The sequence below is a fragment of the Labilibaculum sp. DW002 genome (assembly GCF_029029525.1).
Classification (GTDB): domain Bacteria; phylum Bacteroidota; class Bacteroidia; order Bacteroidales; family Marinifilaceae; genus Paralabilibaculum; species Paralabilibaculum antarcticum.
The window spans coordinates 1,618,821-1,632,127 of record NZ_JAKJSC010000001.1; the positions used below are offsets into that span (position 1 = coordinate 1,618,821).

A 13,307-nucleotide genomic window follows, 5' to 3' on the forward strand; every position below is an offset into this window, starting at 1 on the left:
TATAAAAAAACACCCTTAACAAATTTAAGAGTGAATTCTTGTTATAAATTAATTCCTTAAGTTACATGTCTGTTTGCTCTCTGGATCCCTGGAAATGATAATCTCTGTTTTTCCCTTTAATTGTGTAATCGAATGTCTGGTTTCTCATATCAAAACCTCCAAAGTGTAAATCATCAGAAGCATGTTCTTCATCCATTCTGAGTGGACAGTGCTTGTTCCACCCATCATTGCTCCACTTCCCATCATGCCACCGTTTGAACCCATCATATGGCCATACATCTCTTCGAAAGCAGCGTCATCATGACACAGCATGATACTATCGTTATTCTCATAATAATTCATAATGAATGTTGTATCCAGTTCACTTCCAAAACAATGAATTTCGACCTGCCCATTACCCAAATCGCTTACAACCGCTGTCCCATCCTGGCTTGCATCAAATGTATTATTAGACGTGCTTTTCAATCCATCTTTGATTGTAAGGGTGCCAACATATGTTCCCTCAATTGAATTAGATGGAGAGATATTAGAATCCTCGCATGAAGTAAAACCCAATGATGCCATTACAGCTAAGCTCAAAACTAATTTTAAATTTTTCATCTTTTTGTTTTATTATATACAATTATTTTCAAATCTATATCACTTGTTTCTTCGTGATTATCTTGTTTGATTGTATACCGAAATCGAATGAATATGCCCTATGGTTTTTTGGAAGTATTTAAAAAAAATAAAATTGGTTATAACTCCCGAATTCTAGTCGTTTATACTTTTAAATTAAAAAGTAATATTCATAAAAACTGAAGGCGTAAATGGAACCGCCTCTGAGTAAATGCTGACAAGTTCATCTCCTTCATCAGGAATTTGGGTCAGGTTGGAGTATTTTATGTTTTTAGTATTGAAGAGGTTTAGTATCGAAAAACCGGTTTCAATCTTTATGTTTTTTAAGGGAAAGCGGTAAATTCCTGAAACATCGAATCTTTTATAGGGATGATCTGTTGATGATATATTGGTGTTTTGTAAATAACCTGAGCCATAAACATAGTTGGCCGATAAGTAAAAGGGTGATAAGTTAAATAAACCTGAAATTTTGAATTCATGAAGTTGATCTTGAAGCGCATTTTGGTATTGAGTATCCTGAAAGTAAGGAAACCATTCTAAGGATTGTGAAAGCGAATAGGAGATCCATGCTGCATGACCCTTATAGTCTTTCTTCAGAAATACATCGATCCCTTTTGTTTTATTTTTCCCTTGATATCGTGTATTGAGAGTTCCGTTCTGAACCAAGCGTGAAATATCTTGTGTGTTTTTATAAAACCCTTCCACACTAAAACTAATTCCATTTTGACGATAGACTCCTCCAACAATTATATGCTGGGAAGAAATAACCGGAATATCAGCTCCATTACTAATCATCCATCTATATCGGTAATTGTCATATTGATCAATCTCCGAATCGTAAACTATAAATTGATTGTAAAGTCCCCACGATGCGTTAAACTGTACTTCTGAAGAAGGTTTAAACGACATGTTCAGGCGAGGTTGCAGATATATTTTTTTAAGCTCTAATGAATAATCTGTTCGTATTCCATAACTAAGATCGATTTGGTTAGTAGGAGAATAACGATTTTGTAAATAAGCCATGACTTGTGCTCCATGCTCATTATTTTGTAATTGACTTTCAGCTAACATATTATCTTTTAGAAGAGTTGTATTTCTAATTAATCCAGCACCATAATCAATTACCTGCCGTGGCGATATCCTCATATTTCCGGAGAGGTGGGCCTTTAGTTCGGTGATATCGTTTTGAGTCTGTTCATTTTTGCTGTGCATACTATGCCCCATCATTGATTGAGAGCTATTTTGGACATCACTAACTTCAGCTTGCAGACCAGAATAAGCTATATTAAATGATGAACTTCCTTTTCCTTCCCAAAGCATGGTATACTTAGCACCAATTCCATAGCGTCGATTCTTTTCATCCAATTTTTGTTCGATAACTGTATTTTGATGTGCTTGTTCTATGGAATAGGAGAAATGATCCTGTCCCCAAAAACTGCTGATGTGATAGGTATTGCCCTTTTTGGTTTGTCCTGAAAATTTCAGGTTGCCATCACGAAAATTATAATCTGGATTTGTCAGAATGCTATTACCATTAAAATGAGTTTGACTAGCATCTTCCCATTTTACATCGTTAGGAGAATAAAGGTTGTAATAGGTTTGTCGATATGCAGCAACAACAGACATTTCTGGCCCGATGGGTGTTGTTGCGAGTACGTTCATCGTCATGTTATTCAGGTTGAAATTCATTCCTGATCTTTGCTTACTTCCATCTATTCCTGTAATGTCTACAATACCGCCAACACGCTCGCCAAGTTGGGCGTCGAATCCTCCTTTGTGTACCCGAATATCTTTGGCCATATAGGGGTTTACCGCACTGATATTATCGTTGTAATTTTTGAGACCAAACAAGGTCATCCCATCAAAATTCACCTGACTCTGCCCGGCATAACTTCCCCATATAATTAAATCGTTTGATTGATCACCTGCGGCCATAATCCCGGGTTGCAGTCGTAGTAAATTAAAAACAGAGTTGTCACCACTCCCAGGAATTAGTAAGGCAACTTTATGGTTTATTCGCATAAGACCAGCCTGAGTCCCCACTTGTTGTGAATAGGAAATTGGATTAGCTGTTACAATAATCTCATTCAGATTGACATTCCCAGCAGAAAGATCAAATCTATAATTGCTTCCATGCGAAACTATTGTGTCGAGTTTCTGGTAACCGAGATATGAAATTTTAAGATGAAACATACTATCAATGGCAGAAGTAAAGTTGAAGTTACCTTGTTCATCAGAAATACCTCCCATCTGATTGATAACAATATGGGTATAAGGCAAACTTTCGCCACTTTCACCATCATGTATCCTACCCGATAATCGATAATTTACCGATGGAGACTCAACTTTATTTCTTGGATAAAAGAGATATACATTACCTGTTTTTTCAAATGAGATGGGCAAGTTTTGTGTTAAAATAAGAAAGGCATCACCCGGTGTATCAAAATGTTGGTGTAAGGTAATTTTGTAGTTAGCGAGATCCTGATCATTAAAAGACAGATTCAAATTGTAGGTATCGCGAATTTCGATTAACAACTTGTTTAAAGCCATGTTGTTTGCCTGAATATCAATTCCTTGCGCATGTGAAACACTTCCCCAAAAAAGGAAAAAAAGGAAGATCAAATATTTCTTCCTTAGAGCTGATATTTTATTAAAGGTCCATTTATTCATATCTAAATCGGCAGTACAAAAATTTACTATCTGTTTAAATTTGATACTTGGTAAAATTATGAATTAATTGAACTTTTACTTTTTATCGATTCGATATTCAGTAGCAGAACTCTTCTGAACGATAAGCTCAAAAGGGCGACAAATTATTTTAAGAATATTGTCTAAAGATTCATTTTTGTCGAAGCTACCCGTATATACTTGATTAAGACCTTTGGGCACACTGATTTTCACTGAATATTGACGTTCAATTTCCTGGAATACCTCTTTTAACAAAACCGAAGTAAAAACAATTTTATTTGACAACCATGCCCTTGTATCTTCAATATTAGTCACTTCATCAACTTCAAGTTGACCTGTTCGAAGTATAGCTTTTTCTTTTGGATGCAAAATAACGCTGTTTGAAGTTGAAACAGACTGTACTCTTACTGCTCCGGTAAAACAGGTGACTTCATAACGTTCATTGCGAGCAAAAATATTAAAGCTTGTTCCAAGGACTTCAGTAATTCCAACAGAAGATTCTACCCTAAATTTTTTTCCTTTTTCTACTTCAAAAAATGCTTCTCCTTTCAAATTTACTTTTCGGTTTACCATCCACCAATAGGGATGATATGAAATTTCGCTACCTGCATTTAAATCAATGCTTGAACCATCGGGTAATTGAGTGCTTAAGTGTTGTGCTGATAATGTTTGAACGCTTGTTGTATAGGTTTTCATAAATAAACCAAGTCCGAATGTGATTACAACAGCAGCAGCAACAGATACTTGCCAAAACAGAGAACGGGGTTTAAATGAAATGACTGAACGGGGCTTCATTTTAACAAGCGTGTCTTCCCATATTTCACTTTTGGCTTTAGGCCAAGGTACCCGAAGCATCGAAAACAATTCACTGGAATCGTTATCTAAATTTTTATAGTTTGCATTGCTCATTCTCATCCTACGTGCATTTTAATGTAATTACCAACGAGTTTTAGACTTTCAAAAGAACTTGAAAAAATCAGAAAATAATAAAGTACTTTTAGAACCTCTCTAAATGTGAAAAGTGCCCCAGTCATCCTTTTCTCAACGGTCTTTATACTGATATCCAATCGTTCAGCAATTTCTCGATATTTGAGACCTTCTAAACGGCTCATAAGAAAAACCACCCGTTGCCTTTCGTCCATTTCGGCTAATGTTTGCTCGTATTTCTCTTTCAGTTCTTTAAATTCTAAGACCTTTTCAGGAGATATGTCCATGAATTCAAATTCCAATGAGTTGATGTATTTAGCCTCGACGAGACTCTTTCTATATCGGCTTATAAAAAGGTCATTGGCAATTTTATAGGCAAATCCAACCGTTTTTTCACCTTCGTTTTTCGTCTGTTTCTCCCAGAGTTCAAGCAATGTGTCCTGAGCCAAATCTGTGGCCAATTCCAAATTACCCGACCTGTAGTATAAATAACTACGAAGCCCGTCAAAAATTTTATCATAAAACTGCTTAAATTCTTTCTCTGTCAAAATAATTCGATTTAAAATAAATCATTAGAAGTACAAGCGTAATTTACTTAAAAGATTTATATAAAACATCTTAGGATCTTTCTGTAATTCCTGATGCAATATTTTAATTGTAGCTATTACTTGTATACCGAACTGAGGTGGATTTTCCCTATGATTAATTTATTTTTGTATACCCATTCATCCTACTAGAAAAACAAACATATACAGGAAGATAAAGCCTTAATTCTTCAGACTGCTTAAAGGGGTATTTATCTCGGTAACTGGATAAGCTGGATTTTGAACTAAAGAATTAATCATCTCTACTTAGTGATATTCCCCATCTACCTATTTAAATGAACCCATACAGGGAATAAGTCCATCTTCATTTTTTTAATGCGGACAATTTCCTTACTTGCTTATTGATTTTATACTTATTCTAAACTCAATAGTCCGTTAGATTCTAGTAATTAGCAGTTAGTCTGATTCACAAATCGCTTATTGTTAGTTATTTAGAGTTAGAGATGTGATAGCCTTAACCTGCTGCTAATCAACGTTAAATAAAAACTTAACAAACCATTGAAACTAATACCAGAAAAGAACGAGACTGTTCTTTTCTGGTATCAATAATTTCACAATATCTTAACAGCTTTTCAATTGCTTACGTCTCTTTTCATCCTGTCGCGGTTTTCATCCGAGAAAAACGGAAAAGGAATCAATTGATCTTAAATCATTTATTTTCTGACGTATACTGAAATTAAAACTTTAAAATTCCTTCTTAGATTATCATACCAGCTCCAACGGTGACATTAGTCGCTTCATCAATTATTATAAGACTCCCTGATATTCTATTTCGGCTGTATTTATCGAAAAACAGGGGTTTAGTTGTTCTTATCCTGATTCTTGCAATATCGTTTGTGCCAATCGATTTATCTTCAAAATTTTTATCCAGCGTGCTGATATCTATTTTATATTTTATTTCCTTGACTATTGCCCTGACATCACTAGTTGTATGTTTTACTAAATATTTTGCCGAAGGATTCAGGGGTGTGTCACCTAACCACGACACCATTAAATCGATATCCTGACTTGCTGTAGGGCTATTATTCGGTTTAGCAATAAGGTCACCTCTGCTGATATCAATTTCATCTTCGAGTTGAAATGATACGGACATCGGGGCATAAGCCTCATCTATTTCGCCATTAAAGGTATCAATCGCTTTAATCCTGGAAGTAAATCCTGAAGGATAGACAATCACTTCTTCTCCTTTTCTGAATACCCCGCCTGCTATTCGCCCCGCGAAGCTTCTATAGTCATGATACTTTTCACTTTGAGGGCGTATTACATTTTGAACAGGGAATCTGGCATCGGTGTGGTTATGGTCGCTACTTAAGTGTAAATTCTCCAAAAGGTATAGCAGGGTTGAACCTTTGTACCAAGGCATTTTTTCTGACTGATTTACGACGTTATCGCCATTTAAAGCACTTATTGGAATAAAGTGAATATCCTTAACCTCAAGTTTTGATGCGAAATTGGTGATGTCCTCCTTTATCTGTTCAAATTTTTCTTCATCATAATCTATTAGATCCATTTTATTAATCGCAAATACGACATGAGGTATCTGCAATAAAGAGGCGATAAAGGAGTGTCTTTTGGTTTGTTCGGAAACACCCTTTCGTGCATCTACCAGAATAATGGCAAGGTTAGCTGTTGAAGCTCCGGTAACCATGTTTCTGGTGTATTGAATATGTCCGGGTGTGTCTGCAATAATAAACTTGCGTTTTGGCGTTGCAAAATATCGGTATGCAACATCAATTGTGATGCCCTGTTCTCTTTCAGCCCTTAAACCATCAGTCAAAAGTGCTAAATTGACATTTTCTTCTCCCCGCCGTTTAGATGAATTCTCTATCTCCTCGTATTGGTCCTCAAAAATTGATTTCGTGTCGTAGAGCAAACGTCCTATAAGTGTGCTTTTTCCGTCATCAACGCTTCCAGCTGTTGTGAATCTTAATAATTCCATCTATTTCGTGTTTTTTAATTTTTCTGTTAAACAATATGTCTTGAAATCATCTTTATTGAAAATAACAATAAAGGGCTTTTGATATCGATTAAAAGTAACCCAGTTTTTTTCTGTCTTCCATGGCTCCTTCTGATCGTTTATCATCGCTACGTGTTTTTCGTTCGGTCACTCTCGAAACTTCAACCTCCTTGATTATATCATCAATGCTTTCGGCATCAGATAGAAAAGCTCCGGTACAGGTGATATCTCCTATGGTTCTGAAACGTATTTTCTTTGTTGTAATTGGTTCGGTATCTCTGGTTAAGTTATATTCGCTTTTTGCCAGTAATATGCCGTTTCTTTCGAAAATCTCCCGCTCATGGGCAAAGTACAGCGATGGCAAATTAATTTGCTCCTGTTGGATATATTGCCATATGTCGGCTTCTGTCCAGTTGCTTATAGGGAATACTCTAAACGTTTCGCCTATGTTTTTTTTGCCATTAAAAATATTCCATAACTCTGGACGCTGATTTTTTGGATCCCATTGGCCAAATTCATCTCTATGTGAGAAGAAACGTTCTTTTGCCCTTGCTTTCTCTTCGTCACGACGAGCACCACCGATACAGGCATCAAATTTATATTTGTCGATCGTGTCAAGCAAAGTAACCGTTTGAAGCGCATTCCGGCTGGCATTAAATCCCTTCTCCTCAACAGCATGTCCTAAATTTATTGACTCCTGAACTGAACCTACAACTAGTCGGGCTCCAATATCTTTAATATAATTATCTCTAAAGCTAATGGTCTCTTCAAAGTTGTGGCCTGTATCAATATGTGCCAATGTAAAAGGGATCTTCGCTGGCCAAAAAGCCTTTCGTGTAAGATGTGCTATGACAATAGAATCTTTTCCTCCTGAGAAAAGAAGGGCTGGGTTTTCGAATTGAGAGGCCACCTCCCGGATGACATATATGGCTTCGGATTCTAATTCCTGTAAATTGGATAGCTTATATTTTTTCATGTTGTATTCTTTTTTAGTTTGTTAAATAATAAGGGGATCAATTCAAAAACGATTCAGCTTCTTATTCTGTAAATCTTGTATCGTTTTAATATAAATTGAAATTTCAGAACAGCAGTATTCGATCTTAAAACTCAGCTAATTATCAAGGGGTTCAACATCTTTTTTCGATTATTTTATCTATGATATGTTCAAGTATTTCTTCTGCCAATTCTTTGACACTCCTGTCTTCAGTTTTTATCACGATGTCAGGATTCTTCGGGCTGATAAAAGGAGAGTTGATGCCTGGAAAGTTTTTAACATCTCCATTTCGGGCCCTTTTGTATAATCCTTTTATATCGCGCTGTTCGCAAATATGTAGTGGCGTGTCGATAAATACTTCTATAAAATCATCGCCTATGATATTTTTGGCAAGATCCCGAACATCCTCAGTTGGACTGACAAAACAGTTTATTGTAATAATACCTGATTCAACAAATAATTTTGAAATTTCAGAGATACGTATAATGTTTTCAAGTCTGTCGTTCTCGGAGAAACCGAGATTTTGGTTAATACCGCTTCTTATATTGTCACCATCAAGAATGTTGGCAAAATAGCCAAGTTTGAAAAGTTCTTTTTCCAGTTCAATGGCAATTGTCGATTTTCCTGACCCCGATAGTCCGGTAAACCAGATTGCTTTTGCCCTCTGATTCAGAACAGATTCCTTGTAAGTACGAGGGACCGTTTTTTCGAATATGGGGAATATATTTGTTGCTTTTTTCACGATTACCTCCAATTTTGTGATTTACTCTTTTGGTTTTGATGGTTTAGAATGTAAACCGCATTCTGTTTTTAATTTTCCTGACCATCTGCCTGAACGTCCTTTCCCTTTTATTGTACAGTGTGTACAGCCAACAGATTCATAACCACTGGCAAAAAGGGGATGTTCAGGAAGATTGTTTTCTTTAATTATCTTATTCTTTTCTTCCTCTGTCAGGTCTATTAAAGGATGAAATTTTATTATTCCGTCAGCCTCCTGAAAAATTCCAAAGTCTTCTCTTACATTATTTTGATTCTGCATAAGTCCTGAAATCCAGATTTTATATCCCGATTTTACAGAGGCAAGTGGACCAACTTTATTTACAGCACAACACAGGTCGGGATCACTTTTCCATACTTTCTCCTTTTTGGTAAAACTAATCTGATATTCATCAGGTTTTATATCAACAACATCAAGCTTATATAGCTGTTTTAATGTCTCTTTGTACTTCAATGTTTCAGGAAAGTGAAACGAAGTATCCAGAAAATGAACTTTTTGTTGTGGGTTAATACTATTAATAATATGCAAGAGCAGAATTGAAGACGTTCCAAACGATGATGTAATCATTATTTCATTGGGACTAAAATCTTTATATAACTCATGAATCCTTTCATCAGGCGTCAGTGGGGAATATTTTGCATTTAATTCTTTAATATTAGCTTTCATTTGTTCTGGGATTAGTTATAATATTGTTTATGATTTTAAAAGCCGTTTTTGCATTTGACTATATCCTTTGGTAGCTTAATACCCCCAGCGAACGCGTGCCCATATTCTTTCATTTGTGAAATAAAGAATAAGCTTCACAACAAAATCGGCAAGACCAATATGAAAGGCTGAACTGATATCTGAAGTGAACGCGTAGGTAACACTCATGGTTGCGAATGTTGCCATAAAGCGATACGAAAGCCCCTTTATTATACTTCTTTGTTTAGATTCTTTCATTGTCTATGATAAGATTTGAAGTTATTTTATTTAATTCTCTCACTTTTACAGTGAAATCCGATTTTAGACTGTTTCTAAGCTTATTGAGATTATCAAGAACACTCTCCACTTCATCGGGTAAAATGCTTTCAAGAATTTCTCTGAATCTTTTTGAGAATGTTGGCGATTTCCCATTTGTGGAGATACCTACCTTTAGATTTCCTTTGGTAACAACAGATCCGAAATAAAAATCGGATAACAACGGCTTGTCGACAACATTTACCAATAGTCGCATTTGTTTAGCTTCAAGTCTGATTTCGCGGTTTAAGTCTGAATGGTTTGTCGCAATTATCACAATATCTTTATCAATGAGGTCTGAACGATCAAATTTCTTATTTTGAATTTTAACATTTGAATGTTTATTTGACAGTTCATAAATCTTAAGTGAAACCTCAAGAGAGACAATCGTAATATTTGCGTCAGGACTGTTTTTTAATAAAAAAAATAATTTTTCTGTTCCTGCTTTTCCCCCACCAATAATTAAATATTTAACCTTTAGCGGGTTTATAAATATGGGCAACAGGGGATTTATATTTATTTTATCCGTCATTTTCATATGTTTATAATTTTCTAGTTAAGGCCATATGAAAGTCGCCAATAAGTATCTCCCTGTGTGTCGAAAGCACTAGACATGGCTCGTTTCATTTTCTTTAATTTGGTTCTGAAGTAAATTGCTATGCAGATATTCACACACGTATTCGGTATGTTGCCTTACAACCTCTCCAATAATTATAATACTTGGCGTTCCCACATTCTTTTGTTCTACAAGCTTTTCAATATTTTCTATTGTAGAAATGGCCGTTTTCTCATTTGCTAACGAACCGTTTTGTATTACAGCAACCGGAACTCCTGATTTGTTATTATTCTTAAAAATTTCAACGATCTCGGAAAGTTTATTTCTTCCCATTAGTATAACTATAGTTGCAGATGATTTTGCTGCCAGTTTAATATCACTAGCCAGTTGATTATTTTGTGTTGTCCCGCTTAAAACCCAGAAGCTTTCGCTGATTCCCCTGCTGGTTAAAGAAATGCCCTTAAGTGCAGGTAGTGTTGTTGCTGATGAAAGGCCTGGGATTACGGCGACCTTTATTCCATGCAACTCAGCATATTCAGCCTCTTCTTTGCCACGACCAAAAATAAAAGGATCTCCTCCTTTTAATCGGACTACATTGCCATATTTATATGAGTAGTCAACAATTAATTTGTTTATCTCATCCTGAGTGTGACTATGATTATTGGCTCGCTTACCTACATATACTTTCAGGCTGTTTTTCGGTGCATATTCCAGAATTTCAGGATTAACCAAAGCGTCGTAAAGGACTACTTTAGCTCTTTTAAGTGCATTTGCTCCTTTTATACTTATTAGTTCAGGATCTCCCGGTCCTGCACCTACTAATGTCAGAACCGGTTTGTCATATTTATTTGTTTTGGCTTCCATGTCTTTATCTTAAAAGTCGATTTCAATAAATTTTCTTGTTTTGCTTATATACTTGTCTGCAAACGCTTTGGCTGGTCTTTGTTTATTAATTAGAAGAATTGTGTCTTTAAAGCTATTTTCCTTGCTTGTTATCTTTTTACTTGTAATTAAATTATCAAAGTCATTTATTACTTCAATCTCCGTGTTTACAGCAATCTTGTTTTTTATAAGAATCGATTTTGCGATTGAAATAAGAGCGGCATAATTATGAAATATTGCATCTGCGTATTCTTCGTTTTCGTAAGCAATATCAGACTCTTCAAATCTATTTTTTGCCTCATTCGTAAATCTTTCTGCCCAATTGATATCAACTACTGGGGCAGTTGCAATCTTATTAGTTTCAAACTTTTTATCGTTTCCCCAGTCATAAAAATCACTTTCAATAAGATTTGTTTTATTTGTTAAGGGAGTAAGAAGGTCAAAATAAAACGTCTTAGTTTTTTCGTTATAGTATTCATTAAATGTTTTATCGTCCAAATTATTCTTAGTGAAATCTGAAAGTATTATCCTAAGTGCATCAGGTACCCTCTTGGCAGGTATTTTAATTACTTTTTCACTAAAGACACCATTGCCGTCACCTGTTATACCTCCGCCTAACATTATTTGGCTTCCCGGAGCTTGTCTACCATCAACAGAAAATATTGTTCCGTGAAAACCAATTGATGCTATTGACTGTTGCCCACAAGAGTTTGGACATCCGCTTAGTTTAATCCTTAAATTCTTATCTCCGATAAGCTCAGGAAATTCATCAATAATCACTCTTTCAATTTCTGCAGATAATTTGCTTGTGTTTGTTATGGCTCTGACACAAGTGTCTGTACCCGGACATGATGTCACATCTGCAGTGCTATCGGCTCCAGGCTCAGCCAATCCAATCTCGTTTAGCAAATTGAAAATTCCTTTTAAATTCTCATTAGTTACAAACTTCAGAATAAGTCCCTGAGTAATGCTTAGTCTGATATCATCAGCCGCGTATAGCTTTACAATACCGGCTAATTTTCTAGCTGTATCGCTATCGATGTTTCCTATCGTTAGCTTAATTTGAATGGCATTAAATCCTTCCTGCTTTTGTTTCGATACATTCGTTTGTAACCACAATAAATATTTGTCTTCATTTAAAATTTCGATATCTTTTGTATTGCCCGCTTTTAAATTGGGAACAATTTGATTGTAAGATTCTCTGCTAATAACGAATTTCTCATGTTTAACGGCTATTTTTTCCTCATTTATTAATTGAATTACAAGCGAAAGACCAAGCTCTTTAATTAGAAATTTCAATCTCGATTTTGCTCTGTTGTTTCTTTCTCCATATCTGTCGAATACACGAATAACAGCTTCAGTGAAGGGTATCAGTTCGTCTTCTGGAATAAATTCTGTCGCAACATCGGCTAGTTTTGGAGAGACTCCCAGCCCGCCACCAATCATGACCTTGAAACCTCTTTTTTCTTCTCCTGAAATAATCTTAATTTTCGGAATAAACCCAAGGTCATGAATAAAACTCAGTCCCTCGTCTTCTTCATTTGATGAAAAAGAGAATTTTAATTTTCTTCCCAGTTTTTGCCCAAAAGGATTCCACAATATGTATTCGTAAAGCGCCTGAGCATAGGGTGAAACGTCGAATGTTTCTTTTGGATCAATTCCGGAAAAAGGGGAGGCTGTTATGTTTCGAACAGTATGACCACAGGCTTCTCTAATTGTTAATCCAACTTTATCAAGTTCACTCCAAATAGCTGGAGTATCTTTAATTTTTACTGAATAAATCTGAATATCCTGTCTTGTGGTGATATGTAACATGCCATTAGCGAATTGGTCTACAAGTTCAGCGATTTTAGTCAGCTGTTGTCCGGTTATTCTTCCATAAGGAATCTTAATTCGAACCATCTGTACTCCTTTTTGACGCTGACCATGAATACCTCTTATGGAGTGAAATCCTTTGAAGCTCTCTTGGTCAATACTGCCGTTTTTAAATAATTGGATTTTTGATTCCAGTTCTTTTATATCATTTTTTACTGATTGGGATGGATTAGTCGAATTTAGAATAGTCATGTTTTTAATTTATTAAAAGAATATTTGGATGTTTGATTTTATGCAAAAAAAAAGCCTTCCGAGTATCCGGAAGGCTTTACTATAAGTGATATGTTTTGATTTTAGAACATAGTACAATCATAGTTATAATATCCCGGATAGGTCAAAATAATGCGCATACAACAGCACATACAGCAAATGCAGCACATCATTGTGTTAGAAGAATCTATACGGTTTTTAACTATGTTTTGTATTGT

At 35.5% G+C, this 13,307-nt stretch carries 12 protein-coding genes; all 12 read right to left on the minus strand.

All coding sequences use genetic code 11. The features are described 5' to 3' along the window. Positions 1 to 144 precede the first annotated feature (144 nt). On the minus strand, positions 145 to 600 hold the full coding sequence (locus L3049_RS06080; protein WP_275108913.1) for a hypothetical protein: 456 nt from the start codon (positions 598 to 600) through the stop codon (positions 145 to 147). 174 nt (positions 601 to 774) lie between these two features. Then, positions 775 to 3,288, minus strand: a complete 2,514-nt coding sequence (locus L3049_RS06085; RefSeq protein WP_275108914.1) for a TonB-dependent receptor — start codon at positions 3,286 to 3,288, stop codon at positions 775 to 777. Positions 3,289 to 3,363: 75 nt separating this feature from the next. Continuing rightward, positions 3,364 to 4,221 (minus strand): FecR family protein, encoded by an 858-nt coding sequence (locus L3049_RS06090; protein ID WP_275108915.1) that lies wholly within the window; start codon positions 4,219 to 4,221, stop codon positions 3,364 to 3,366. After that, positions 4,218 to 4,781, minus strand: a complete 564-nt coding sequence (locus L3049_RS06095) for an RNA polymerase sigma factor (protein ID WP_275108916.1) — start codon at positions 4,779 to 4,781, stop codon at positions 4,218 to 4,220. Before L3049_RS06095 ends, L3049_RS06090 begins: the two co-directional genes overlap by 4 nt. A 754-nt stretch (positions 4,782 to 5,535) precedes the next feature. Next, the gene (cysN, locus tag L3049_RS06100; protein WP_275108917.1) at positions 5,536 to 6,777 is read right to left on the minus strand and encodes a sulfate adenylyltransferase subunit CysN; all 1,242 of its coding nucleotides are present in this window, start codon (positions 6,775 to 6,777) and stop codon (positions 5,536 to 5,538) included. An 88-nt stretch (positions 6,778 to 6,865) separates the two neighbouring features. After that, a complete protein-coding gene (gene cysD / locus L3049_RS06105; RefSeq protein WP_275108918.1) occupies positions 6,866 to 7,771 on the minus strand; it encodes a sulfate adenylyltransferase subunit CysD in 906 nt (301 codons plus the stop codon). A gap of 151 nt (positions 7,772 to 7,922) precedes the next feature. Then, positions 7,923 to 8,531 (minus strand): adenylyl-sulfate kinase, encoded by a 609-nt coding sequence (gene cysC, locus L3049_RS06110; RefSeq protein ID WP_275108919.1) that lies wholly within the window; start codon positions 8,529 to 8,531, stop codon positions 7,923 to 7,925. 21 nt (positions 8,532 to 8,552) lie between these two features. Then, entirely contained in the window at positions 8,553 to 9,233 is a 681-nt protein-coding gene (locus L3049_RS06115; protein ID WP_275108920.1) for a phosphoadenylyl-sulfate reductase, read from the minus strand. A 75-nt stretch (positions 9,234 to 9,308) separates the two neighbouring features. Further along, complete coding sequence (locus tag L3049_RS06120; protein ID WP_275108921.1) at positions 9,309 to 9,509, minus strand: DUF2061 domain-containing protein; 201 nt, start codon at positions 9,507 to 9,509, stop codon at positions 9,309 to 9,311. Beyond that, the gene (locus L3049_RS06125; protein WP_275108922.1) at positions 9,496 to 10,104 is read right to left on the minus strand and encodes a precorrin-2 dehydrogenase/sirohydrochlorin ferrochelatase family protein; all 609 of its coding nucleotides are present in this window, start codon (positions 10,102 to 10,104) and stop codon (positions 9,496 to 9,498) included. Before L3049_RS06125 ends, L3049_RS06120 begins: the two co-directional genes overlap by 14 nt. A gap of 69 nt (positions 10,105 to 10,173) precedes the next feature. After that, on the minus strand, positions 10,174 to 10,986 hold the full coding sequence (gene cobA, locus L3049_RS06130; RefSeq protein ID WP_275108923.1) for a uroporphyrinogen-III C-methyltransferase: 813 nt from the start codon (positions 10,984 to 10,986) through the stop codon (positions 10,174 to 10,176). Between the two features lie 9 nt (positions 10,987 to 10,995). After that, positions 10,996 to 13,071 (minus strand): nitrite/sulfite reductase, encoded by a 2,076-nt coding sequence (locus tag L3049_RS06135; RefSeq protein ID WP_275108924.1) that lies wholly within the window; start codon positions 13,069 to 13,071, stop codon positions 10,996 to 10,998. Positions 13,072 to 13,307 lie beyond the last annotated feature (236 nt).